Consider the following 24,569-nt stretch of genomic DNA (forward strand, 5'->3'; position numbering starts at 1 on the left):
ATGATCACGGTCGGGGTTGAGGAGGAGTACGTCCTGCTGGATCCGGTCACCCATCTGCCCGTGTCCCGGGCGGAGGAGGTGCGGACGGCGGCCGGCCTCGGGCCGTTCGTGGACGCCGGTGAGGTGCAGAACGAGCTGCTCCAGGCCCAGATCGAGGTCGCCACACCCGTCTGCACGGACCTGGACGAGGTCGCCGGCCACCTGCTGCGGCTGCGGCACGCCGTCGGTTCCGCCGCCGAGGAGTACGGCTGCCTCCTCGCCACCTCCGCCGCGGCCCCGCTGCGGGACGCCGTACCGGTCCCGGTCACCCGCAAACCCCGCTACCTCCGGATGCAGGAGGAAGCCCGCCGCCTCGTCGACGAGCAGCTGATCAACGGCATGCACGTGCACGTCGGGGTGCCTGACCGGGAGACGGGCGTGGCGGTCCTCAACCGGCTGCGGGTCTGGCTTCCGACCCTGCTGGCCATGTCGGCGAACTCGCCGCTGTGGGACGGGCGCGACACGGGCTTCGCCAGCTGGCGCACGATCGTCTTCGGCCGCTGGCCGGTCAGCGGCCCGCCACCGAGCTTCCGTACGCTCGCCGACTACGAGGAACGCGTCGACGCACTCGTGGACGCGGGGCTGATCGCCGACCGGGGCCAGCTCTACTGGCAGGCCAGGCTGTCCGAGCGCTACCCCACGCTGGAGGTGCGCTGCCTCGACGTCCAGCTGGACGCCACCGACGCGGTGCTGCTCACCGGGATCGTCCGCGCGCTGGTCAGTACCGCGATCGCCGAGGAGAAGGCGGGAGCCGCGCCCGTCACGTGCTCGCCCGAGCTGCTCCAGGCGGCCATGTGGCACGCGGCCCGGCACGGCCTCGACGGCGTCCTGATGGACCCGCAGGGCCGTCGGCGCAGCGCCGGCGACGTGCTGTCGCTGCTGATGGGGTACATCGCGCCCGCCCTGGAGGAGGCCGGGGACCAGCGCGAGGTCGGCTCCCTGCTGCACCGGCTCCTGCGGGAGGGCACCCCCGCGGACCGCCAGCGCCGGGCCCTCGCGGACGGGGGCATGGCTGCCCTCACCGATCTGATCACCGGGCAGGGCGCCGGGAGCGGCCGCTGAGCGGGCCGCGGCGGTACCCGGCCGACGTGCGGGGCGGTGGCCCCGACGGGACGATGGGCTGGACGAGGGACGGAGCGTGTGTGGTGGAGATTTCTACGAGGGAGGTCTTCGGCGCGCCGTGCTGGGTCAGCCTGATGGCCCGCGATCTCCAGGGAACCCAGCAGTTCTACGGCGCGGTCCTCGGCTGGAAGTTCCGGCCCGCCCGGCTGGGCGAGGGCTGGACCGTCGCCCAGCTGGACGGCGTGCCGGTGGCCGGCGTCGGCACGCTGACCGCCGACCTGCCGGTCGCCGCGGCGTGGACCCCGTACTTCGCCGTCGACGACGCCGACGAGGTCGCGGACCGGATCCGCGAGCGCAGCGGCACCGTCGCCGTCGGCCCGGTCTCCTTCCCCTCCGGCGGCCGCGGCGCCCTGGTCGCCGACCGGGACGGCGCCGTCTTCGGTATCTGGGCCGGCGGGGTGTCCGCCGACTGGCGGGTGGGGCACGGCCCGGCACCGGCCTGGCTGGAACTGCGGACCAGGGACGCCTTCGAGGCGGCGATCTTCTACGGCGAGGTGCTGGAGTGGGCCACCGGCCGTCCCGGCTGCTGCGAGGTCTCGTACGAGGACGACCAGGTCGTCCTGCGGCAGGCGGGTGAACCCGTCGCCCGCCTGAACGGCGGGCTCACCGAGGCCGCGACGCACGCACCGGAGACCAGACCCCGCTGGCACGTCTACTTCCGCGTCCCGGACCTGGACGAGGCCATCGAGGCGGCCACCTCCTCCGGCGGGACCACGCTGTCCACCATCATGTCGAGCGCCACCGACCGCTGGGTCAGCCTCCGCGACCCCGAGGGCGCGATGTTCACGCTCACCACCGCCCGCCCGGAGCCCGGGGCTCCCTGATCACGCCCCGGCGAGCCGGAACGCCTCCGCCGAGGTCACCGGATCGCCCACCGCGACCCCGTGCAAAACGTGCGCCAGGACCTCCGCCCCGCGCACGACCCGGGGGCCCGGCCGGTTGAAGTACGCCGGCCCGTCGAGCACCCACACCTCCCCGGCCCGCACCGCGGGCAGCTCAGCCCAGCCCGGCAGCGAGGTGAGCAGCTCCCGCTCCCGTACGGTGCGCTCCGGGCCGAACCCGCAGGGCAGCAGGAGCAGCACGTCCGGACGGGCCGCCCGGACCGCCTCCCAGTCCATGGGCCTGGTGTGCTCGCCCGGCGCGGCGATCAGCGCCTCGCCCCCCGCGGCCGCGATCTGCTCCGGCACCCAGTGCCCGGCCGGCCAGAGCGGATCGAGCCACTCGATGGCCACCACCCGGGGCCGCGTCCGCCCCGCCGTCCGGGCCCGTACGGCCTCCAGCCGGGCCGAGAGCGCGGCCCGGCGCCGCGTCGCGGTCTCCCGTACGTCCAGCAGCTCGCCCACCGTGACCAGGCAGTCCAGTACGTCGCCGAGGGTGCGCGGTTCGAGGCTGAGCACCCGGGGCCCGCCGTCCAGCACGCGCACCGCCCGGCTCACCCCGGCGTACGAGACGGCGCAGACGTCACACAGGTCCTGGGTCAGCACCACGTCGGGCGCGAGGGCGCCGAGCGCCCCGGTGTCGAGCGTGTAGAGCGAGGAGCCGCGGTGCGCGGCGCCGCCGACCGCCTCGGAGATCTCCCGGCTGCTCAGCACGTCCGAGGAGAACTCGGCGGCGGTCACCACCGGCACCCCGGCCACGGCGCCGGGCGGCCAGTCGCACTCGTGCGTACGGCCCACCAGATCGGCGGCCAGCCCGAGCTCGGCCACGATGTCGGTGGCGGCGGGAAGCAGGGAGACGATGCGCATGCCCCGAGCCTAAGGCGGTGTCCGGCGGATCATGCCGGGCCCGGCGGCGCCCGGCCGATCAGGGCCGGAGCAGGGCCGGGTCAGGGCGGGGTCAGGGCCGGGTCAGGGCCGGGTCAGACCTGGGCGGCTCCGCCGTCCACGAACAGTTCGATGCCCGTGACGTAGCTGCTCTCCTCCGAGGCGAGGAACAGCGCCGCCGCGGCCACTTCCTCCGGACGGCCCGTCCGCCCCAGCGGGACCCCGGACGTGACCTCCTCCAGGATCGCGGCGGGCGCCCGCGACAGCGCGGGAGTGTCGATCGGACCGGGGCTCAGCGCGTTCACGCGGATCCCGCGCCCCGCGAGCTCCAGCGCCATGCTGCGCGCCATCGACCGTACGGCCGCCTTCGTGGCGCCGTAGACGCCGAACCGGGTGGACCCCGACGAACCGGCGGTCGAGCCGACCAGGATGACCGAACCGCGCTCCCCGAACAGCGGCAGCGCCCGCTGCACGGTGAAGAACGTCGCGCGGAAATTCAGGTCCGAGACGATGTCGAACTGCTCTTCGGTGAACTCGGCGACGCCGCCCGCCTTCCCACCGCCCGCGTTGGTCACCAGGACGTCGATCGCCCTGCCTTCGGCGGCGACCGCCGCGTACAGCCGCTCCAGGTCGGCCGAGCGGGTGACATCACCCGGAACCCCGACCGCGCCGCTCCCCAATTCCTGGACCGCTGCGCAGAGTTCGGCCTCCCGGCGTCCGGTCACGAACACCCGGGCGCCCTCCCGTACGAACCGGTGCGCCGTAGCCAGCCCTATGCCGGCGGACCCGCCGGTGATCACCGCGACCTTGCCGTCGAGCTGTCCCATGAGCGCAGAGGGTCGGGCAGCGCCCCGAGGAAGTCAAGGCAAGGGCGCGGAGCACATGGCTTGGGCCGGGTGGCCCACCGCGCTCGCGGGCCGCGGCCCGGCGGTGTCCGCTGGCGGGGTGAAGCAGGTGTTCCCCCTGCCCGGCCGCCGGTGGTGGACGGGACTCCCCCCGGCCGCGGGCGCCGCCGTCATGGCGGACGGCATCCTCTCCGTCGGCCTGCACCTGATCGGATTCGAGGGGCTGTCCCTCGCCGCGCTGGTCCTCGCCGCCGCGCTGTGGCTCGTCCTCGCCGCCGACTTCACCACCCGGCTCGTGAGCGACCGGGGCCGCTTCCGGGCCGAGGCCGACACCCCGGCCGCCCTGATGGCCGTGGCCGCCACGACCGTTCTCGGCACCGGGATCTCCCTGCTGGGGTGGCAGGGGCTCGCCGCCGCCCTGCTGGTACTGGCGGCCGTGCTCTGGCCCGGACTGCTGATCGCCGTCGTACGGCACTGGGAACCGCGGATGCCCGGCGCCGCGTTCCTCGTCTGCGTGGCCACCCAGGGGCTCGCCGTCCTCGCGGCGACCCTGGCCGCCACCCTCCACCGCGACTGGCTCGCCCGGGCGGCGCTGGCCGCCTTCTGCCTCGGCCTGCTGCTGTACGCGGTCGCCCTCGTACGCTTCGACTCCCGCGAGGTGCTGCGGGGCGCGGGCGACCACTGGGTGGCCGGCGGGGCGCTCGCCATCTCGGCGCTGGCGGGATCGAAGCTCACGGCATCACCCGTATGGACCGGTCCGGCGCACACCGCGCTGCGCACCGCCACGCTGGTGACGCTCGCCCTGTCCCTCGGCTGGTACGCGCTCCTGCTCACGGCCGAGCTGCGCCAGTTGCGGCCCCACTACGACATCCGGCGCTGGGCGACCGTCTTCCCCCTCGGGATGACGGCCACCGCCTGCCTCTCGGCGGCCGGCCCCACCGGCGTCGGCTGGCTGCGCCCGCTGGGCGAGGTGCTGCTCTGGATCGCGGTCGGCGCCTGGCTGCTGACCTTCGCCGCCTTCGTCGCCACCCGCCCGGACGTCCGTTAGGCGCCGTGGTGTTCGGCCGCCCTCAGGGCGCCCGCCAGGGCGACCCCCAGGAGCAGGGCCACCGCCAGTGCCAGGGCCCAGCGCGATCCGTGGTGGATCGTCAGCAGCCCGCCCACCAGGGCCCCGCAGCACAGGACCACCACCGAGACCACCCTGCGTACGGCGGCCCGGTCCCACGGGTCGGCGGCCAGGCCCGTCAGCGTCCGGGTGACCACGGTGGTGGTCAGATCGGGTACGCCCAGCCGCAGCACTACGGCGTTCTGCAGGCCCATGCCGAGCGCGAGCAGCCCCACGACCGGCAGCGCCCCCGCGCCGCCCGCCGACAGGGCCAGCGCCCCGGCCACCAGTACGGCCTGCACCGCCACCAGCGGTGCGAACGTCCGCGCCGGCTCCCGGCCGCCGCGCAGCCGCCCGGCGGCCGTCGCACCGGCCAGGAAGGCGCCGAGCGCCAGCAGGGAGGCCGCGGCCGACAGTTGGCGGTCCCCGGCGAGCGCGAACCCGAGGAAGGCCACGTTGCCGGTCATGTTGGCGACGAAGGTGTGGTCGAGCCCGAGGTAGCTCACCGCGTCGACCACCCCGCTCACGAAGGTCAGCGCGACCAGCAGCGCCGGCAGCACGCCGTGCGGCCCGCTCCCGCCCTCCGCCCCCGGCGGGAAGAGCAGCGCGGCCAGCGGCCGCAGGATCCCGCGCCGGGCGGCGCCGGCCGTCACCGCGCCGGACCCGTCACCGCGCCGGACCCGTCACCGCGCCGGACCCGTCACCGCGCCGGACCCGTCACCGCGCAGGACCCGCCGCCCCGGCCCCGTGCCCGCCGCAGGCGATGACCACCCGCCCGACCTGGCCGAATTCCATGCGCCAACCCCGTTCCGAAAGGGACTTCCGGTGAGAAACCGTACCCGCCGAACGGGCGGCATCGAGGGAACGACCCGGAGTCCGCGTACGCCTTCCGAGGCCGTTGTCAGCGGCCCTCAGTAGGGTCCCCCTCATGGCATACACATTCCAGGTGACGATCGATTCCGCCGACCCGCACCCCCTCGCCGACTGGTGGGCCGACGCCCTCGGCTGGGAAGTGGAGCGCACCGACGAGGAGTTCATCCGCAAGATGGTCGCCGAGGGCCAGGCCACCGAGGAGGACACCACCACCCACCGCGGCGTCCTCGTCTGGAAGGTCGGCGCGGCCATCCGCCACCCCGAGGGGATCGAGCGCGCACCCCGCGTCCTCTTCCAGCTGGTCCCCGAGCCCAAGACGGTCAAGAACCGCGTCCACCTCGACGTCCGCACCGGCTCCGACGACCCGCAGGAAGTCGTCGAGCGCCTGATCGCCAAGGGCGCCCGGCACCTGCACGACAGCAGCCAGGGCCCCTACACCTGGACCACCCTCGCCGATCCGGAGGGCAATGAGCTCTGCGTCTCGCGCTGACGCCCTTAGGCTGCGCATGTGAACGTGATCCTCTTCGGCGGAACCGGAATGATCGGCCGGGGTGTTCTGCGGGAGTGCCTGCGCGACGACTCCGTCACGGCCGTCCTCTCCGTCAGCCGCACCCCGCTCGGCGTCTCCCACCCCAAGCTGCGCGAACGCGTCCAGGACGACCCGTCCGACCTCTCGGCCCCGGACCTGGACCTGGCCTCCCTCGACGCCTGCTTCTTCTGCCTCGGTGTCTCCGCCGTCGGCATGAAGGAGCAGGAGTACCGCCGCATCACCCACGACCTCACCCTCGCCGCGGCCCGCCCGCTCGCCGCCGCCAACCCGCGGCTGACCTTCGCGTACGTGTCCGGAGAGGGCACGGACAGCACCGAGCAGAGCCGCACCATGTGGGCCCGGGTCAAGGGGGAGACCGAGAACGACCTGCTCCAGCTGCCCTTCCAGGCCTACATGTTCCGCCCCGGACTCGTCCAGCCCGTCCGGGGCATGCCCTCCAAGACCCTCCTCTACCGGGTCGGCTACCTGGTCACCGCACCGCTCTTCCCGCTGCTGCGCCGCTTCGCGCCGAACCTCGTCACCACCACCGCGGCCCTGGGCCGTGCGATGATCGCCGTCGCGAGGCCCGGCGCCGGCGTCCGGACCCGGATCCTGCGGCCCCAGGACATCAACCGGCTGGGCCAGAGCCCTTCGGACCAGCGATAATTCGCTATCGGGCCACCCCTCCCGCACGTGAGAATGAAGCATCTCGAACCGGGAGGAACCCATGGGCCAGAAGCAGGCCTACCCGACCCTGCACGACCTGCTGCCGCAGCAGGAGCTGGCGGCCGCCATCGACGCCGGACTCGTGACCCGCAAGGCGCACCCCGAACTGCCGCTGTCCATCTACACGTACACGCGGACGGCACAGTACGAGGGCGTCTGGAACCGGATCACCATGCGCTGCCGCGGACTCGTCGCCGACGACGCCACCGGCGCCATCGTCGCGCTGCCGCTGCCGAAGTTCTTCAACGTCGGCGAGCACGAGTCCGGCCGGCCGTACGCCCCGGCCCTGCCCGACGAGCCGTTCGAGGTGTACGACAAGGTCGACGGCAGCCTCGCGGTGGTCTTCCACTACGCGGACCGCTGGCGCGTCGCGTCCAAGGGATCCTTCATCAGCACCCAGGCCACCTGGGGCCAGCGCCACCTCGACGGCCGCGACACCTCGGCCCTCGTCCCCGGCGTGACCTACCTCGCGGAGATCCTGTACCCGCAGAACCGTATCGTCGTCGACTACGGCGACCGCCGGGACCTGGTGCTCCTCGCCGCGTTCGGCCTGGACGGCACCGAGGTCCCGCTCGCCGAGGCCGCCGGCCACTGGCAGGGGATCGGGTCTGTCGTCACGGTGTGGCCCGCCATGCCGCTCGCCGAACTCCTGGCGCTGGCCGAGTCGAACACCCTGCCCGGGGGTGAGAACGCCTCGGGAACCGACGCCGAGGGCTTCGTGCTGCGGTTCGCCTCCGGCGTGCGCGCGAAGGCCAAGCTGTCCGAATACGTACGCCTGCACAAGCTCGTCACCGGAGTCACCGAGCGGGACGTCTGGCGCACCTACGGCATCGAGCGGTTCGCCGGCCTGCCCGTCAAGGAGCTGGCGCAGGGCCTGAACTGCACCGCCGCCGACATCGAGGCCTCGGGCGGCAAGCCGCTCGAAGCGCTGTTGCAGCAGGTTCCGGACGAGTTCGACACCTGGGTGCGCGAGGTGGTCGCCCGCCTGGAGGACGCGGCGGCGGGGCGCGAGCGCGCCATCGACGAGGCGTACGCGCGGCTCGCCCACCTGGCGGACGACCGGGGCGCGTTCGCGCGCGCCGCCAAGGCGCTGCCCGACCGCTGGATCCGCGCCGCGATGTTCCTGCGGCTGGACGGCCGGTCCACGGAGCTCGTCGTATGGCGGCACGTGCGGCCTGAAGCCTCCGACCCCTTCACGACCGATGAGGAGAACTGACCAGTGTCCGAAGACCCCGCACGCCCCGTCGTCCACGTCATGACGGGGCTGCCGGCCTCGGGGAAGACGACGGCGGCGCGCGCCCTGCAGGCCGAGGCCGCGGGCCGGATGCGCCGCGTCAACCTGGACGACCTGCGGGCCATGCTCGACCTGCCCGACCCGGAGCGCGGCCGTTCCTACCGGCACGAGCAGACCGTCCTGGCCGTGCAGGACGCGGCCGTGCGCGCGGCCGTCGACGGCGGCTTCGACGTGGTCGTCGACAACACGCACCTGACCTCGAACATCCCCAAGCGGCTCAAGGCGGCGGTCGCCGGACGCGCGACCTTCGTCGTGCACGACTTCACCGACGTGCCGCTGGAGGAGTGCCTGCGCCGGGACGCCGCGCGGGAGCGGCCGGTCGGCGAGGAGGTCATCCGGATATTGAACGACAAGCACATGAGCGCCAAGAAGGGCGGCTGGCGGCTCACCGCGGAGTGGCTCAACGACCATCCCGTGGTCGAGCCGTACGTGCCCGACCCGGCGCTGCCCTCCGCGGTGATGTGCGACATCGACGGCACGCTCGCGCTCACCGGTGACCGCAGCCCGTACGACTTCTCGCGCTGCGAGATCGACGCGCTCAACGAGCCGGTGCGGTACGCGCTGGACGCCTTCCGGCGCGCCGACGGCGACACCATCGTGCTGCTGTCCGGCCGCGGCGAGGAGCACCGGCCGCAGACGGAGGCGTGGCTGCGCCGGCACGAGGTGCCGTACGACGAGCTGTGGATGCGGCCGCTCGGCGACACGCGCCGCGACGACGTGGTGAAGGCCGAGCTGTTCGACGCGCACGTGCGCCACCGGTACGCGGTGCGGGTGTCGCTGGACGACCGGGACCGGGTCGTCGCCGTCTGGCGCCGGATGGGCCTGCCGACCTGGCAGGTCAACTACGGCGACTTCTAGGGGGCGGGCCGCGGATCTCCCCATACTGGGGCGATGAGCGTGTTGATCGTGGACGCCGCGAACGTGGTCGGCTCCGTGCCGGACGGCTGGTGGCGGGACCGGCGGGGCGCGGCCGAACGGCTGCGCGACCGCCTCGCGGAGCGGGACCCGGCCGCGGGCGGGGAGATCGAGGGGATCGGGGCGATCGAGGAGATCGTCCTCGTCGTCGAGGGCGCGGCGCGGGGCGTCGAGTCCGTGCCCGGAGTACGGGTGGACCCGGCGCCCGGGAGCGGTGACGACCGGATCGTGGAGCTGGCCGCCGCCTACGCGGAACGCGGCTGCGTCGTGGTTACGGCGGACCGGGAACTGCGCGAGCGGGTCCGGGCGTACGGAGCGCGGTGCGTGGGGCCGCGTACCGTACGCCCGGCGGACTGACCGTCCGGTGCGGGGACCGGAAGGTCAGTCGCACCACTTCACGCGGTGGAGGTTCTTCACGTAGCGGGCGGTGACCCAGGCTTCCTTGCGCTCTTTGCCGTCCTTCCCCTCCATCGTGTCCGCCCCGTTCTCCGCGTTCGGGACCGCGGGCTGCTCCATGGGCTGTTCCATCGGCTGCTCCATGGGCTGCTGTCCGTCCTTCTCCTTGACGTGGAGGAGGTACCAGATGTTGTTGCCGTCGACCCACTCACCGCGCACCTTGCACACGATGGCGACCTTGTGGTCCGGCTTCACGTGCCCCACCGGCTTCGCGCGGCTGGTCGGCTTGGAGCGGAGCTTCAGCGGTCCGCGCGAGACGACCTTGCCGACGGTGTACTCCTTGCCCTGGTAGGTGCCGGCCTGGTCGCCGTCCGGTTCGAGGACGACCAGCTCCTGCGCCGGGCTGTCGGCCATCGGACCCTCGTCCGCGACGGCGGCGCCCGCCCCGATCCCGCCGAGCACCAGGCTTGCGGCGGTGAGAGCGAGGATGGTCCTGGTGGGCTTCCGCATGTGCAGGCTCCTCTGCGAAGACATCCGCCCGGCCGCGGTGGGCCGCGGGCCGGGGCGGCAGCCAGTCGGCTGCCACGGTCGACTATGGCGAGGGCGGGTCGAGCAGCCCCGATGACTCACCGTCGCTTAGCCCGAAATGCGCAATAAGGGGCTTTCGGTGCCAACGGTCTGATCATCGGGACATCGGCCGGTCGAGGCACCCGTTCGAGGGACTCCCGTGCCCCGTACATCTGGCTAGCATTTCTGTCATGCAGATCGACAATGGCGTGGTGGCCGGCGTGATTCCGGGTGCGGTGTGGGTCAAGAGCAGTGCCAGCGTGGGCAACGGCAACTGCGTGGAGGTCGCCGCCCTGGCGGGCGGCGGAGTGGCGATGCGGAACTCGCGCTTCCCCGACGGGCCGGCGCTCGTGTTCACGGCCGCCGAGATCGAGGCGTTCCTGCGCGGCGCCAAAGACGCGGAATTCGATCACCTGACCGGATGACGGCTCCGTGCCGGGCCGGAGCGTGAGGGGTGGACCGATGGGCAGGGATCGGGTCCGGGCGGCGGCCGACCGCCTGCTGGGGCGGGAACTGCGCAGGTGCCGTGAGGCCCGGGGCCTCACCCTGCGGCAGGTGGCACCCGTCATCCGCGGCTCGGTGTCGAAGATCAGCCGGCTGGAGCGCGGCGAGAGCCCGCCGAGACCGCGCGACGTACGGGACCTCGCCCGGTACTACGGCGTCGACGCCGACGAGATGCGCGCGTTGGAACGGCTCCTGGAACACGCGCGGGACACCGAGTGGTACGAGCAGTTCAGCGACGTCACCCCCGACTTCCTCAAGCGCCTGATCCGGCTGGAGGGCGACGCCGAGGAGATCTGCGTCTACGAGAACCTCGTCGTCCCCGGCATCCTCCAGACCCGCGCCTACGCCCGGCACATGGTGCGGGCCGTCATGCCCGGCGCCGACGGGGAGGAGGTCGACCGCGTCGTCGAACTCCGCGCCGAACGGCAGCTGCGGCTGATGAACGGTCCGCTGCCCCGGGTGACCGCCCTGCTGGAGGAAGGCGTACTGCACCGCCGCTGCGGGAACGCGGCGGTGATGGGCGAGCAGCTGACCCACCTGCTGCGGGCCGGGGACACCGGAAAGGTCCGCATCCGCATCCTCCCGATGGCCCGCGCGTACGGAGCCACACCGCCCTACCCGATCACCCACCTGAGGTTCCGCGACGGGCAGCACCCCGAGCTGGCGTACGTGGAGCACGTCAACGGCGCGAACTACGTGACCAGGCCGCGGGCCCTCGACGACCACCGCAACGCCCTGACCCACCTGCGCAACGCGGCGGCCTCCCAGGACGAGAGCACCGACCTGATCCGCACCGCGCGGCGCCGGTTCGGCGCCGGAAGCCTCCCGTCGGCGCCGGCCTGTCCAACGCCGACATCGCCGCCCTGACGCCACCCTCCGGGGACGGCCGGAACGGGACCCCTCCGGATGCGCGGGCCCGCGCCCGCCGCCAGAGTGGTTGCCATGGGTATCGAAGATTACAGCGGCGGACCCGGGGCCCAGCAGACCGGCGTCCTGGTCGTGACGACGAACGACGTTCCCGGGTACCGGGTCGAGCAGGTCATCGGCGAGGTCTTCGGCCTCACCGTCCGCTCCCGCCACCTCGGCAGCCAGATCGGGGCGGGCCTGAAGTCGATGATCGGCGGCGAGCTGAAGGGCCTGACCAAGACCCTGGTGGAGACCCGCAACCAGGCCATGGAACGGCTCATCGAGGCGGCGAAGGCCCGCGGCGGGAACGCGGTCCTGATGATGCGCTTCGACGTGACCGAGGCCGCCGACGTCGGGACCGAGGTGTGCGCGTACGGGACGGCCGTCGTGATCACCCCCGCCGCCTCCTGATCCCCTTCCTCCACTTCCGTAAGTCCAGGACAGGGCTCGGCTTTGTCCATGGGCCTGCGGCGGCGCGGTCCGCAAGCTGACAGGTCAGTGAGCGGACCGCGGGCCTCCGTGCCGCGCGGTCTTCCGTCCAGGAAGCACCGACCCCCGGAGGCCCGATGCGCACCCCCCTCTGGCCGACCGCAGCCGCGGTCGCCGGTCTCCTCGCCACCCTCGTCGTCTCCGTGCCCGCGGCCTCCGCGGCGGATGCCGCCGGAGCCGCCGCGGCCACCGCCGCCGCACCCGTGACGATCAGCTCGCCCGAGCTGTCCGTCAGCGTCGACAGCGGCTTCCCCCGGGTCGTCAGCTACACCCGGCGGGCCACCGGGGACGTGCTGAACGGCAACGAGGACGCCCTTTCCGCGATCGTCGTCAACGGCGCCACGTACACCCCCACGGTGACCTCGACGCCCTCCGCCTCCGCCGTGGACTACGCGCTGTCCTTCTCCGGAGTGACCATCAGATCCCGGCTCTCGGTGACCGGTTCGGTCGTGGAGTTCAAGGTCACCGCGATCGAGGACACCGCCGCCCTGCGCGTCCGCAGCCTGGCGATCCCCGACCACACCCTCGTCAGCGTCCGCAGCGACCAGCCCGGAGCCGCGCTGGCCACCGCGAACATGTACACCGCCACCACCGGCACCGGGGACACCTTCACCCCCGTCACCGCGAGCACCCCCGTGGACCCCGCCGCGACGACGGTCATGTACGGGCTGGCCAACACCGCCAAGCTGGCCGCCGCCATCGACTCCAACTCCCTCTACGACACCCCCTCCGGCGCCGCCGCCCGGGAGAACGGCCGGATCAGCAAGCGGGTCACCGACAAGGGCGCCTACCGGCGCGCCGGACTGTGGAGCGGAGCCTGGCTCTACCGGGCCGCGGGCGCCGCCGACAGCGATACCGAGCCGCTCCCGTACGCGCGGATCGCGATCACCGGGGACCGCAACGGCGACGGAGCCGTCGACTGGCAGGACGCCGCCGTCGCCTACCGGGACATCTGGACCCCGCCCACCGGCTGGCAGCAGACCGCCGACCGGGTGGTGCAGCGCATCCCCTTCAACTTCGCCTCCCAGGCCACCCACCCCTTCGCCGAGACCCTCGACGAGACCAAGCGCGTCAGCCTCGCCACGGACGGCCTCGGCCAGTTCGTCCTCCTCAAGGGGTACGCCTCCGAGGGCCACGACTCCGCGCACATGGACTACAAGAACATCGGCTCCAAGCTGGGCGGGGCGGCCGGTCTGAACGCCCTCACCACCGCCGGACACGCCTACAACGCCGACTTCGGCGTCCACATCAACGCCACCGAGGAGTACCCGGTCTCCGCCACCTTCGACCCGGCCCACCAGAGCGGGGGACCGGGCTGGGACTGGCTCGACCAGTCGTACTACGTGGACACGCGCAAAGACGGCCAGTCCGGCGAGCGGCTGAAGCGGCTCCAGGACCTCAAGGCGGCCGCGCCCGGACTCGACTTCCTGTACGTGGACGTCTGGTACGGGGACGGGTACGTGTCCCGGAAGCTCCAGCGTGAGATCGGCGGCCTCGGCTTCCAGCTCGCCACCGAGTTCCCCAACACCCTGACCGAGCAGTCCCTCTGGCACCACTGGGCGGCCGACGTCGACTACGGCGGCAGCGACCTGAAGGGCATCAACTCCACCATCGCCCGCTTCATCGGCAACCACGCCAAGGACGACTGGATCGCCGCGAACCCGCTGCTCGGCGGAGCCGAACTCACCGCGTACGAGGGCTGGCAGGGCAAGAAGGACTACGCCGCCTTCCTGAACACCACCTTCGCCGTCAACCTGCCGACCAAGTACCTCCAGGAATCCCCGATCGTGAAGTGGACCACCGACACGGTCACCCTCGCGAACGGCACCACCGCCACCACCACCGGCGGCACCCGGAAGATCACCACCGGCGGGCGCACCGTCCTCAGCGGCGGCAGCTACCTCCTCCCGCGCGACGGGAAGCTCTACCACTGGAACGACAAGGGCGGCTCCACCACCTGGACCCTCCCCGCCGGCTGGTCCGCGCCCAAGCTGTACAAGCTGACCGACACCGGCCGGCAGCCGGTCGGCGACCTCACCGTCAGCGGCGGCCAGGTCACGGTCAACGCCACCGCGAAGACCGCGTACGTCGTCACCGACGGCGCCGCACCCGCTCAGGCCGACCCGAAGTGGGGCGAAGGAACCCCGGTCAAGGACCCCTCCTTCTACGCGGGCGACCTGAAGGCCTGGACGGTCACCGGGACCGGAGCCGCCGTCACCCGCAACGCCCAGGGCCAGAACGAACTCACCCTCGCCGCTGGAACCGCCCCCGCCGTCTCCCAGCAGCTCACCGGCCTGACCCCCGGCACCTACGCGGCCTCCGTCTGGGTCTCCACCCCGGCGGGCCGCGCGACCACCCTCGCCGTCAACCCGGCGGGCGGCACCCCCGCGTCCGTCTACGCGGACTCCTCGACGCTGACCGACAACCTGGGCGGCAGCGAGAAGAACGGCACCAAGATGCAACGCATGAAGGTGCTCTTCGACGTACCGGCCGGCCAGTCCACGGCCGCCCTCAAGCTGTCCGCGGCCGCCGGCCCCGGCACCGTCCACCTGGACGACGTACGGGTGGTCCGCTCGGCCCGCACCCCGCTCGCCGGCCACTGGTTCACCGAGGACTTCGAGAACGTGGACGCCGGCTGGGGCCCCTTCGCCTTCGGCGGCGCCGGCGGCTCGGCCACCGATCCGCGTACGCACATCGCCCAGCGCAACGCCCCGTACACCCAGGCGGGTTGGAGCGGAAAACTGGTCGACGACGTGATCTCCGGGCAGAACTCGCTCAAGTCGCACGAGGAGCGCCAGGGCCTGGTCTACCGCACCCTCCCGCAGACGCTGCGGCTGGTGGCAGGTCGCGCGTACAAGGTCACCTTCGGCTACGAGAACGGCTTCTCGGGCGACTACCAGTTCATCACCGGGTCCGGCAGCACCGAGACGGCCACCGCGCTGAACCAGGCGCGGACGGCCACCACGTTCACCAAGACCTTCACCGCAGGGGCCGACGCCTGGATCGGCATCCGCAAGGTCACCGCCGAAGACTCCCACAACGAAGCCGACTTCATCCTCGACGACCTCGCGATCGACGACCTCGGCCCGGTGGGCGGCGGTGAACTCCTCGTACCCCAGGGACAGATGAGCGTGAAGGCCGTCGACAGCCAGGAGACCGCCGGCGAGAACGGCCGCGCCGCCAACGTCCTGGACGGCGACTCCGCCACCATCTGGCACACCGAGTGGTACGCGGCCACCGCGCCGATGCCGCACGAGATCACCCTCGACCTGGGGACCCCGTACAACGTCTCGGCGCTGCACTGCCTGCCCCGGCAGGCGCAGAGCAATGGCCGCATCGCCGACTACCAGGTCTTCACCTCCACCGACGGGGTGAACTGGGGAACGGCCGCCGCCACCGGCACCTTCGCGAACACCACCGCCCAGCAGGACGTCCCGTTCACCGCCAGGACCGCCCGGTACGTCAAGCTCAAGGCCGCCCGGGAGGTGGGCGGCAATCCCTGGACCTCGGTGGCGGAGCTCAACATCGGCTATCTGCCCTGAGGCTGAGGGCGGGGCGGTGGTGACTGCTGCGGAACCGACTGCTGTTGGCGGAACCGGACGGGCGCCATGCCCACCCTGCGGCTGAACAGCCTGCTGAAATACGCCGGATCCTCGTAACCGACCCGCCGGGCGACCCCCGCGACCGGCAGGTCGGTCCGGGCCAGCAGCTCCTTCGCCCGGCTGAGCCTGATCCCGAGGAGGTACTCCTTGACCCCCTCGCCGGTGCTGCGCCGTACGGCCCCGCGCAGCTCGGGCAGGGGCATTCCGAGCCGGGCGGCGTGCTCGGCCACCGAAATGGGCAGCAGCGCGTCCCGGGCCAGGGCGTCCATCACCGCGTCCCCGTGCCGGGACACCTCGGCGCGGGCATAGCGCAGGGCGACGAGCAGTCCGTGCACGGCCGCGGCGGCCTCCACCTCCAGCAGCGGGCCGCCGCGCCGGGCCGCCCGTACGATCCCGTCGACCACGTGCCGTACGCCCTCCGTCCCGCTCAGCGGCACCAGCGGGCGGTCCGGGGTGACGTAGCCGAGATCGGTGTACGCCTCCACGCTGCGGCCCGCGAAGTCCACGAAGCACTCGTCCCAGCCGGTCTCCGGGTCCGGGCCGTAGTGGTGCTCCACGCCCGGCACCAGCCACAGCAGGGCGGGCGCGGTCACCGGCTGCGGCGGGCGCCCGCCGTGGCCGAACCAGCCGCGCCCCCGGGTGACTACCACGGCGACGTGGTGGTCGAGGGCCCGGGGGCCGACCACCGGCAGCAGGCCCTCCTGCAGTCCGACGCCGAGGCAGACCAGGCCGAGGCGCCGGTGGTTGGCGGTGGGGGAGAAGTACCGCATCCAACTGCTGTACGGGGGCTTCGGCATCTGCGGATTGTGATCCACCGGGCCGGGCGCCCTCAAGGGGACGCGGGCGCCCGGTCCTTGCCCGGCCGCGGCTCCTTCCGGACGCCCCCGGGGCGCGGGGCGCGGAGCCCGGCCGCCAGCCCGGCGACCACCACGACCAGGCCGAGCCAGACCAGCGGACCCGGGATCCCGCCGCCGGAGAGCGCCCCGACGGCGGCCGCGGCCAGGGGCGCGACCCCGGTCAGCAGCCCGGCCCGGCCGGCGCCGACGGCGGCCACCGTGCGGTACCAGAGGAGGAAGGCCACCGCGGTCACCATGACGGCCAGGTACCCGGCGGCCGCCCACTGGGCCGGTCCGAGGGCCAGGAGAGCGGCGGGGCGCTCGGTGAGCAGCGTCAGCACCGCCAGCATCACGGCCCCCAGCCATACGGCGTGTACGGAGACCCCCCACGGCCCGTGGCGCCGCAGTACGGGCACGGCGAGCAGGGTGAAGGCGGCCTCGCAGGCCAGCGCGAGCGCGGCCCAGGCCACTCCGGCGGCGTCGGTCCGGCCGGTCCCCTCGACGAGGACGGCCCCGGTGACGACCACGACGGCCGCCACCAGGATCCGCGTGGTGGGACGGCGGCCCTCCAGCAGTGGGCCGAGCACCCCGAGGAGGACGGGTACGGAGGCGACCGCGACGGCGATGACGGCCGGTTCGGCGTGCGCGACCCCGCGGACGACGGCCACGTTGAACAGCACGAGTCCGGTGGCCGCGATTCCGGCCAGCCACAGCCACTCGCGGCCGCGCGGACGCAGGATGGGCACCCGGGCGGCCCGGGCGAACGCGATCAGGAGGAGGGTGGCGGCCGCGTACCGGACGGCCTGGGTGGCGAACAGCGGGGCGTGGACCAGTGAGCGCGAGACGGTGACGCTGCTGCCGACCAGCACCATGCCGAGGGCGCCGGGGGCCAGGGGAGCGAAGGTGTTCATACGGACCAGCCTCTGCGAGCATTGGCCCCATGGGCAGTGCCGAACCGCATCGATCCGAGGGGTCCAAACGGTCCGAACCCGCAGGCGGCTCGGACTTCCTCCAGCTGGACCGGGAGGAGGCGCCGCCGGGCGGCCGCACGGAATGGCTGACGGCCCGCATCCGAGCCGCCATCGCCGACGGCACGCTGCCGGTCGGCAGCCGCCTCCCGCCGAGCCGGGTGCTCGCGGCGGAGATCGGCGTCTCCCGCGGCCTGGTCACCGGGGCCTACCAGCGCCTGGCGGACGCCGGCCAGATCCAGGGCCGCGGCCGCTCGGGCACGACGGTGGTCGCCGCCCCCGTACCCCCGCCGGCCCGGTCCGACCGGAACGCGCCGGGCAGTCCGGGAGCGCCGGGCGGTCCGGTCGCCCCGGCCGGGCCCGTCCGCTGCGGCGGCCCGGTGGCGCCGGACGGCCCGGACGCGCCCGGGCCCGGCGGGCCGTTCGGGGTGGGGGCCGCCGGGGCGCTCGTCGACGCCCTGCGGGCCGTGCCTTCGCGGATCGACCTCTCGCCGGGGGTGCCCGACCTCACCGCCTTTCCGCGTACCGCCTGGCTGCGGGCCGAGCGGCACGTGCTCGGCGCGCTCACGCCCGCCGACTTCGGCTACGGGAACCCTCAGGGCGCGCCCGCGCTGCGGACGGCGGTCACCGGCTGGCTCGCCCGCAACCGCGGAATCCGCGCCGACCCCGACGAGGTCGTCATCGTCGCCGGGGTCGCCCAAGCGCTGGCCCTGGTGGCCCACGTCCTGCGCGAGGACGGCGTGCGGAAGGTCGCCGTGGAGGACCCCGGCTCACTCGGGGCGCGGCAGCAGCTGGAGTACGGCCGGTTGGAGACCGTACCGGTAGCGGTGGACGAGGGCGGGCTGGACACCGCCGCCCTCCGGGCGAGCGGCGCCCCGGCGGTGCTGCTCACCCCGGCCCACCAGTTCCCGACCGGGGTCGTGCTCGACGGCGAGCGCCGCCGGGAGCTGCTCGACTGGGCGGCGGCAGGGGGACTGGTCGTCGAGGACGACTACGACGCCGAGCACCGCTACGACCGCGCCCCCGTCCCCGCGCTGCGCGCCCTGCTGCCCGAGGGCGTCTGCTACGCCGGAAGCGTGTCCAAACTGCTCGCCCCCGCGCTGCGCCTCGGCTGGCTGCTCGTCCCGCCCCGCCTGCGCGAGGCGGTGGTGGCCGCGAAGCGCTACGCCGACCTCGGCAATCCGGTCCTCGCCCAGCTGGTGCTGGCCCGGCTGATGGACTCGGGCGAGCTGGAGCGCCACCTGCGCTTCGTCCGGCGCCGCCACCGCCGCCGGCGGGACGCCATGCTCCGGGCGATCGCCGCGCACGTGCCGGGCGCCCGGGTCCACGGCGCGGCGGCCGGCCTGCACCTGATGGTCACCTTCGACGGCGCGCCCTTCGAGGACACCGCCCTCGCGGCCGGGGCACTCGCCCTCGGCGTCAAGGCCCACCCGCTGTCCTGGCACCGCGTCCGACCGGGCGCACCCGGCCTGGTCCTCGGCTACGCGGCGGGCCCGCCCGGCGAACTGGAAGAGGGCATCGCCCTGCTCGGCCGAGCCCTGGACCGACTCCGCTGAACCGGACCGACTCCGCTGAACCGGACCGGCTCCGCTGACCCGGACCGGCCCGGCCAGGACCCGGCCCGGCCAGGACCCGGTCCGCCATGGTCCGGAGGGCGGGCCCGCGGGGACCCCCTCCGGAGTCCGGGAAGCGGAACTTTATGCTCAGCTGCATGCACCACGCGTCCGTCCCCGACATCACCGTGATCATCGCCGTCTACAACGCGATGCCCTACCTGAACGAGTGCCTCGACTCCGCGCTCGGCCAGAGCCTCGGGTCCGAGCGCCTGGAGGTCATCGCGGTCGACGACGGCTCCACGGACGGCAGCGGCGCCGAGCTGGACCGCTGGGCCGCCCGGTACCCGCAGGTCCGCGTCCTGCACCAGCCGAACTCCGGCGGCCCCGGCGCCCCCCGCAACCGGGCCCTCGACCTGGCCCGCGGCCGGTACGTCTTCGTCCTCGACGCCGACGACTACCTCGGCCCCGAGGCGCTGGAACGGCTCCTGGACATGGCCGAGACCCAGGGCAGCGACGTCGTGCTCGCCAAGCAGGTCGGGCTCGGCCGGACGGTCTCGGACAAGGCCCACCGGCACGCCGAGGAGGCAGCCCTCCACACCTCGGAGGTCTACCGCTCGCTGCACTCGGGCAAGCTGATCCGCCGCCAGGTCATCGAGGAAGCCGGTCTGCGCTACCCGGAGGACCTCTGGTACGGCGAGGACCAGCTCTTCGTGACGGAGGTGTTCCTGGCCGCCGGGAAGATCTCGGTCGTCGGCGACTACGACTGCTACTTCCTGCGCCGCCGCGACGACGGCCAGAACATCACCGCGCGCCCCCGGACCGCCGGCGAGACGGTGGCCCACATCGAGCGCGTCATGGCCCTGGTGGCCGACCGGGTCCAGGACCCGGTGGGGCGGCGCCGGATGCTCGGCCGGCACTTCCGCAGCCTGCTGCGCACGGCATTGCGGCCGGCCGTCGAGGCCCGCCACGAGAACCCCGGCTTCACCGGCGAGGTGTACGAGCGGGCGCGGGCGCTGGTGCAGACGTACTGGCGGCCGGACATGGGCGGCGAGCTGCCGCCGATCGACTGGATCCGGCTGTACGCGTTCGCCTGCGGCCCGCTGCCCGCCTTCGAGCAGCTGATGGAGTACGACCCGGCCCTGGAGCCGGCGCCGCAGGAGATCGTCGACAACGGCCGCGTGTACCGCTGCTACCCGCTGTTCCGCGACCCGGCGGCGGGACTGCCGGACGTGCTCTTCGACGTGACCGACAAGCTCAAGACGCAGCACCGGCTCGCGTCGCTGACCTGGCAGGGCGGCCGCGTGCGGCTGACCGGCCACGCGTACATCCAGTCGCTCGGGACCGGCCGCATGGAGAGCCAGCTGCTGCTGCGGGCGCGGGAGACGGGCGACGAGCACCTCGTACCCGTCCTGGCCCGGCCGGCGCCCGAGCTCACCGAGCAGAACCCGGAGCTGATGATGGCGGGCTTCCTGGCGGAGGTCGACCTGGCCAAGCTGGCCGGCGGGGATCCGATACCGCCGGGCACCTGGGACTGCTTCCTGAACGTACGGGCGGACGGGGTCACCCGTACGGTCCGGCTGGGCCGCCGGCACGCCCCGGAGCTCGACCGCACGGCCCGCCGGGCCAAGGTCCTCGCCCGCGACCCGGGCGGAGCCACGGAACTCACGGCCGCCGCCTTCTTCACCTCGTACGGGAATCTGAGCTTCGAGGTGGTCCGCAGGATCCCGCTGCCCACGGCCTGAAGAAGATTTTTTTCCACTCGAAGAAATTTCTTCGGAATCGGCGGCAACCTCGCGGGGGGTCGCGCGTCGTGCGGGGGTGAAGGGCGGCATTCCGAGCCCTGCACCGACCGTGACCCGACCGTGGAGAACCACTGTGATGAACCTGAAGCGCGTCCCCTCGACCGTCCGCCGGGCGGCCGTCACCGCTGCCGCCGCCGGGGCCGTCCTCGCGCTCGCCGGGCCCGCCTTCGCCGCGCAGGGGGCCTCGGCCGCCCCGTCGCCCGCCCCCAGCGCTTCGTCGAGCGCGATGCCGAGCGCCGCGCCCACGCCCACCCCCTCGCGCAGCGTCCCGCCGACCTCGGCGCCGAGCGTCCACCCCACGCCCTCGCGCAGCCTCCCGCCGACGGCGGCGCCGAGCGTCCAGCCCACGGGGCAGCCGAGCGCCGCGCCCACCGCGGCCCCTTCGCAGGCCGGTGACGAGCTCGCGAAGACCGGCTCCTCCGCCACCACCGCCGCCATCGGGGGCGGGGCCGCCGCGCTCATCGCCGCCGGCGCCGGCACCCTCTACGCCGTCCGGCGCCGCGCCAACGGCTAGGCACCCAGGAACCCGGGAATCCAGTGCTCCACCTCGTACTACCCGCACCTTCCGCACGCCCCCTCACGCTCGGCTCCGGCCGGGCGTGGTGGGGCTCGTGGTCGTGGCGGGGTGTGTGGTCGTCGGTGCTGCGCCGCGAGCGCGCCACCCCGCCGCCCGCCCGGCCGTACGGTCACGCCCACGGTCAGGGGGCCGCGTACGGGGCGGGGGCCGCGTACGACGGCGACCCGCGCGGCGACGCGCGGCAGCCCACCGTCACCGAGCTCTACCACGCGCACCGGCTGCGCATGGTCCGGCTGGCGGTGCTGCTCGTCGACGACCTGGCCACCGCCGAGGACGTGGTCCAGGACGCCTTCACGGCCCTGTACCGGCGTCACGGGGAACAGATCAGCGAGGTCGACAACGCGCTCGGCTACCTGCGCACCGCCGTCGTCAACACGTCCCGGTCCGTGCTGCGCCGACGGCGCACGGCCCGGGCGTGGACCCCGCCCGCGGCGGCCGACATCCCGTCCGCGGAGGACCACGTCGTCCTCGACGAGGCACACCGCGAGGTCCTCGCCGCGCTCGGCCGGCTGACCCCGCGCCGCCGGCAGGTCCTCGTACTGCGCTACTGGGCCGAACTCAGCGAGGCGGAGATAGCGACCACCCTCGGAATCAGCCGGGGCGCGGTGAAGTCGAACGCGAGCCGCGCCCTGGACGCGCTGGAACGGATTCTGGAGGGACGGATATGACGCACGGCGAACGCCCCGTCGAACGCAGGCTGCGCCAGGCCCTCGACGCCCGCGCGGCCGGGATCACCGTCCGCGAGCTGCGCCCCGCGGATCCGCCGGGTCTGCACGTACGGCGGCTGCCCGCCGCGCGGCTGCGGCTGAACCTCCGCCGGTTCGCGCTGCCGCTGGCGGGACTGGCCACGGCTGCCGCCGCCGTGGCCGGGTACCTCGTACTGGGCCCGGACCCGTCCCCGGCCCGGCCGGTACCGCCGGCTTCGCCGCCCGAGATCACCGGACCCGGACCGACCCCGGGGTCCCCTGCGGGAACGGGCAGTCCGCACCCGTCGGTGGCGCCGTCGTCCCCGACGCCCCCCACGACCCCCGGGACCCGTTCGCCGCAGCCGCCCGGGCCGACGCCGACCCCGTCGGGAGGGCGTTCCGCCGCCCCGCCGTCGAGGTCCATGGTCCCGTCCGCCAGCCCGTCGTCCACGCCGCTGCGGTCCTCCCCGCCCCCGAGCGCGGCACCGTCCAAGGCCTAGGAGCCCAACGGCTCTAGGGGGTGTTCTCCACCGCCGCCACCAGCGGGGCGAGTTCGGGGTTGCGGCCGGCCTCGGCCAGTGCCTCGCGCAGCGCGGTGTCGTTGGTCGGCCGGGCGGCGGCCAGCAGGGCCAGGCCCGCCTCGCTCACGTCGGTGTAGATGCCCCGGCGGTCCGTGTCGCAGATGTAGCGGTTCAGCAGCCCGCGGTCCTCCAGCCGGCTGACCAGCCGGGTGGTCGCGCTCTGGCTCAGCACCACCGAGTCGGCCACCTGGTGCATCCGCAGGTGCCCGCCCGGGCCGCTGTGCTGGCGGCTCAGGACGTCCAGCAGCGAGTACTCGCGCACGCTCAGCGCGTGGCCGCTCTGCAGGGCCCGCTCGATGTGCGCCTCGATCCGCCCGTGCAGCAGGGAGAGGGCGCACCAGCCCTGGGCGAGGCCGGTGAGTGCGCTGTCGGTGGCCGTCATGGCTGCTCCCTGCTCTTCACACCGCTTCCGGCGGTCCCGTTCCCCGTGTTCCCAGGGGTCTGCTCCCAGGATAGGCCACTGCCGCAATAGCCCGCGCTTGCAATTATCCCGCGTCTGCAATTAATGTGGACGCACGTAAGCGGCGACGGCAAGTGCCGCGGACTGCACCACCACCTCCCCCTTGAAGGGCGCACCCCCCTCATGCCTCTCGCACTCCTCGCCCTGGCCATCGGGGCCTTCGGGATCGGCACCACCGAATTCGTGATCATGGGCCTGCTCCCCGAGGTCGCCGCCGACTACGGCACCTCGATCCCCACCGCCGGCTTCCTGGTCACCGGATACGCCCTCGGCGTCGTCCTCGGCGCCCCGCTCATGACCGTCCTCGGCACCCGCGTCCCCCGCAAGCGCATGCTGATGCTGCTCATGGGCCTGTTCATCGCGGGCAACGTGCTCTCCGCGCTCGCCCCCGCCTTCGGCGTCATGCTCGCCGGGCGCGTGGTCGCCTCGCTCGCCCACGGCGCCTTCTTCGGCATCGGCTCGGTGGTCGCCGCCGGGCTCGTCGCCCCCGAGAAGAAGGCCGGCGCGATCGCCATGATGTTCACCGGCCTGACCGTCGCCAACGTCGTCGGCGTCCCGCTCGGCACCCTCGTCGGCCAGACCCTCGGCTGGCGCGTCACCTTCCTGATCGTCGCCGCCCTCGGCGTCCTCGGCCTGCTCGGCATCGCCAAGCTGGTCCCCGAGCTGCCCCGGCCCGAGGGCGTCCGGATCCGCCACGAGCTGGCCGCCTTCCGCAACGTCCAGGTACTGCTCGCCATGGCGATGACCGTCCTCGGCTTCGGCGGCGTGTTCGCCGCGATCACCTACATCACGCCGATGATGACCAACGTCGCCGGCTTCGCCGACACGTCCGTCACCTGGCTGCTCGTCCTCTTCGGCCTCGGCATGGTCGCCGGGAACCTCATCGGCGGCCGGTTCGCCGACCGCGCGCTGATGCCGATGCTGTACGTGTCCCTGGGCGCCCTGGCCGTCGTCCTGGCCGTGTTCACCTTCACGGCCCACCACAAGACCGCCGCCGCCGCCACGATCGTGCTGATCGGCGCGCTGGGCTTCGCGACCGTGCCGCCGCTGCAGAAGCGGGTCCTCGACCAGGCCGCCGGCGCCCCCACCCTGGCCTCCGCGGTCAACATCGGCGCCTTCAACCTCGGCAACGCGCTCGCCGCCTGGCTGGGCGGCCTCGTCATCGCCGCCGGGCTCGGCTGGACCGCCCCGAACTGGGTCGGCGCCGCGCTCGCCGCCTCCGCCCTGGTCCTCGCCCTCGTCTCCGGCGCGCTGGAGCGGCGTACGGCCGCCCGCCCGGGCTCGGGCGGCCGGGTCGTCGCGGCCGGAGCCCGGGACGCCGCCCCCGTGCCCGTCCGCCACTGATCCACGACCCCTCGTACGCCACCCCTCGTACGGCATCCCCCGCACCACGATTCAGGAGAACCCGCATGTCCGGCACCACCACCC

25 protein-coding genes are annotated in these 24,569 nt (G+C 73.8%); 18 read left to right on the forward strand and 7 right to left on the reverse strand.

Annotation, left to right across the window (positions count from 1 at the left end):
- Positions 1–1,101 carry a carboxylate-amine ligase gene (locus tag ADK52_RS08450; protein WP_053689130.1) on the forward strand — a complete coding sequence of 367 codons (1,101 nt, stop codon included), beginning with the start codon at positions 1–3 and terminating at the stop codon, positions 1,099–1,101.
- A 134-nt stretch (positions 1,102–1,235) separates the two neighbouring features.
- Positions 1,236–1,985 carry a VOC family protein gene (locus tag ADK52_RS08455; RefSeq protein WP_053689131.1) on the forward strand — a complete coding sequence of 250 codons (750 nt, stop codon included), beginning with the start codon at positions 1,236–1,238 and terminating at the stop codon, positions 1,983–1,985.
- Here ADK52_RS08455 and ADK52_RS08460 read toward each other — a convergent pair whose 3' ends face one another.
- Together ADK52_RS08460 and ADK52_RS08465 are read right to left on the reverse strand one after the other, a co-directional pair.
- Positions 1,986–2,906: a cobalamin-binding protein gene (locus ADK52_RS08460; RefSeq protein WP_053689132.1), complete on the reverse strand. Its 921-nt coding sequence runs from the start codon at positions 2,904–2,906 to the stop codon at positions 1,986–1,988.
- Between the two features lie 113 nt (positions 2,907–3,019).
- Positions 3,020–3,751: an SDR family NAD(P)-dependent oxidoreductase gene (locus tag ADK52_RS08465; RefSeq protein WP_053689133.1), complete on the reverse strand. Its 732-nt coding sequence runs from the start codon at positions 3,749–3,751 to the stop codon at positions 3,020–3,022.
- 55 nt (positions 3,752–3,806) lie between these two features.
- Between ADK52_RS08465 and ADK52_RS08470 the strand changes: the two genes are divergently transcribed.
- Entirely contained in the window at positions 3,807–4,817 is a 1,011-nt protein-coding gene (locus tag ADK52_RS08470) for a tellurite resistance/C4-dicarboxylate transporter family protein (RefSeq protein ID WP_078988115.1), read from the forward strand.
- Here the strand turns inward: ADK52_RS08470 and ADK52_RS08475 are convergent.
- Entirely contained in the window at positions 4,814–5,527 is a 714-nt protein-coding gene (locus ADK52_RS08475; RefSeq protein WP_234343546.1) for a DUF1275 family protein, read from the reverse strand. The two genes, ADK52_RS08470 and ADK52_RS08475, sit on opposite strands and share 4 nt — an antisense overlap.
- Positions 5,528–5,802: 275 nt before the next feature.
- On the opposite strand from ADK52_RS08475, the gene ADK52_RS08480 reads away from it, so the two are divergent.
- From ADK52_RS08480 to ADK52_RS08500, 5 genes are all read left to right on the forward strand, one after another.
- Entirely contained in the window at positions 5,803–6,237 is a 435-nt protein-coding gene (locus tag ADK52_RS08480; protein WP_053689134.1) for a VOC family protein, read from the forward strand.
- An 18-nt stretch (positions 6,238–6,255) separates the two neighbouring features.
- On the forward strand, positions 6,256–6,942 hold the full coding sequence (locus ADK52_RS08485; protein ID WP_053689135.1) for an epimerase: 687 nt from the start codon (positions 6,256–6,258) through the stop codon (positions 6,940–6,942).
- A gap of 61 nt (positions 6,943–7,003) precedes the next feature.
- A complete protein-coding gene (locus ADK52_RS08490; RefSeq protein WP_053689136.1) occupies positions 7,004–8,218 on the forward strand; it encodes an RNA ligase in 1,215 nt (404 codons plus the stop codon).
- 3 nt (positions 8,219–8,221) lie between these two features.
- On the forward strand, positions 8,222–9,154 hold the full coding sequence (locus ADK52_RS08495; protein ID WP_234343548.1) for an AAA family ATPase: 933 nt from the start codon (positions 8,222–8,224) through the stop codon (positions 9,152–9,154).
- Between the two features lie 33 nt (positions 9,155–9,187).
- Positions 9,188–9,568 carry an NTP pyrophosphohydrolase gene (locus ADK52_RS08500; RefSeq protein ID WP_053689137.1) on the forward strand — a complete coding sequence of 127 codons (381 nt, stop codon included), beginning with the start codon at positions 9,188–9,190 and terminating at the stop codon, positions 9,566–9,568.
- 24 nt (positions 9,569–9,592) lie between these two features.
- Here the strand turns inward: ADK52_RS08500 and ADK52_RS08505 are convergent, their stop codons facing one another.
- Positions 9,593–10,117 carry an SH3 domain-containing protein gene (locus tag ADK52_RS08505; protein WP_053689138.1) on the reverse strand — a complete coding sequence of 175 codons (525 nt, stop codon included), beginning with the start codon at positions 10,115–10,117 and terminating at the stop codon, positions 9,593–9,595.
- A gap of 248 nt (positions 10,118–10,365) precedes the next feature.
- Here ADK52_RS08505 and ADK52_RS08510 point away from each other — a divergent pair, with 248 nt between their 5' ends.
- The 4 genes from ADK52_RS08510 (at position 10,366) to ADK52_RS08525 (ending at position 15,615) form a co-directional block, all read left to right on the forward strand.
- Positions 10,366–10,599, forward strand: coding sequence for a DUF397 domain-containing protein (locus ADK52_RS08510; RefSeq protein WP_053689139.1), 234 nt, complete (start codon positions 10,366–10,368; stop codon positions 10,597–10,599).
- Positions 10,600–10,636: 37 nt separating this feature from the next.
- The gene (locus ADK52_RS08515; protein ID WP_053689140.1) at positions 10,637–11,545 is read left to right on the forward strand and encodes a helix-turn-helix domain-containing protein; all 909 of its coding nucleotides are present in this window, start codon (positions 10,637–10,639) and stop codon (positions 11,543–11,545) included.
- 75 nt (positions 11,546–11,620) lie between these two features.
- Positions 11,621–11,995 (forward strand): YbjQ family protein, encoded by a 375-nt coding sequence (locus ADK52_RS08520; protein WP_053689141.1) that lies wholly within the window; start codon positions 11,621–11,623, stop codon positions 11,993–11,995.
- 155 nt (positions 11,996–12,150) lie between these two features.
- Positions 12,151–15,615, forward strand: coding sequence for an endo-alpha-N-acetylgalactosaminidase family protein (locus ADK52_RS08525; protein ID WP_053689142.1), 3,465 nt, complete (start codon positions 12,151–12,153; stop codon positions 15,613–15,615).
- On the opposite strand, the gene ADK52_RS08530 is transcribed toward ADK52_RS08525, so the two are convergent.
- Both ADK52_RS08530 and ADK52_RS08535 read right to left on the reverse strand, forming a co-directional pair.
- Complete coding sequence (locus ADK52_RS08530; protein ID WP_053689143.1) at positions 15,603–16,472, reverse strand: helix-turn-helix domain-containing protein; 870 nt, start codon at positions 16,470–16,472, stop codon at positions 15,603–15,605. The genes ADK52_RS08525 and ADK52_RS08530 overlap by 13 nt on opposite strands.
- 32 nt (positions 16,473–16,504) lie before the next feature.
- Positions 16,505–17,422, reverse strand: a complete 918-nt coding sequence (locus ADK52_RS08535) for an EamA family transporter (RefSeq protein ID WP_053689144.1) — start codon at positions 17,420–17,422, stop codon at positions 16,505–16,507.
- A gap of 29 nt (positions 17,423–17,451) precedes the next feature.
- Between ADK52_RS08535 and ADK52_RS08540 the strand changes: the two genes are divergently transcribed.
- The 5 genes from ADK52_RS08540 (at position 17,452) to ADK52_RS08560 (ending at position 22,600) form a co-directional block, all read left to right on the forward strand.
- Positions 17,452–19,035: a PLP-dependent aminotransferase family protein gene (locus ADK52_RS08540; RefSeq protein ID WP_053689145.1), complete on the forward strand. Its 1,584-nt coding sequence runs from the start codon at positions 17,452–17,454 to the stop codon at positions 19,033–19,035.
- A gap of 155 nt (positions 19,036–19,190) precedes the next feature.
- Positions 19,191–20,777, forward strand: a complete 1,587-nt coding sequence (locus tag ADK52_RS08545; RefSeq protein WP_159045876.1) for a glycosyltransferase — start codon at positions 19,191–19,193, stop codon at positions 20,775–20,777.
- 136 nt (positions 20,778–20,913) lie between these two features.
- Complete coding sequence (locus ADK52_RS08550) at positions 20,914–21,351, forward strand: LAETG motif-containing sortase-dependent surface protein (protein ID WP_053689147.1); 438 nt, start codon at positions 20,914–20,916, stop codon at positions 21,349–21,351.
- Positions 21,352–21,476: 125 nt separating this feature from the next.
- Positions 21,477–22,082, forward strand: coding sequence for an RNA polymerase sigma factor (locus tag ADK52_RS08555; protein WP_234343550.1), 606 nt, complete (start codon positions 21,477–21,479; stop codon positions 22,080–22,082).
- Entirely contained in the window at positions 22,079–22,600 is a 522-nt protein-coding gene (locus tag ADK52_RS08560; protein ID WP_053689149.1) for a hypothetical protein, read from the forward strand. The genes ADK52_RS08555 and ADK52_RS08560 overlap by 4 nt, the downstream gene beginning before the upstream one ends.
- 13 nt (positions 22,601–22,613) lie before the next feature.
- Here the strand turns inward: ADK52_RS08560 and ADK52_RS08565 are convergent, their stop codons facing one another.
- The gene (locus tag ADK52_RS08565) at positions 22,614–23,063 is read right to left on the reverse strand and encodes a MarR family winged helix-turn-helix transcriptional regulator (RefSeq protein WP_053689150.1); all 450 of its coding nucleotides are present in this window, start codon (positions 23,061–23,063) and stop codon (positions 22,614–22,616) included.
- A 201-nt stretch (positions 23,064–23,264) separates the two neighbouring features.
- Here ADK52_RS08565 and ADK52_RS08570 point away from each other — a divergent pair, with 201 nt between their 5' ends.
- Positions 23,265–24,485, forward strand: coding sequence for an MFS transporter (locus ADK52_RS08570; RefSeq protein ID WP_053689151.1), 1,221 nt, complete (start codon positions 23,265–23,267; stop codon positions 24,483–24,485).
- The last annotated feature ends 84 nt before the right edge of the window (positions 24,486–24,569 follow it).

Origin of the sequence: Streptomyces sp. WM6372, from assembly GCF_001279655.1 — a bacterium.
Lineage (GTDB): Bacteria > Actinomycetota > Actinomycetes > Streptomycetales > Streptomycetaceae > Streptomyces.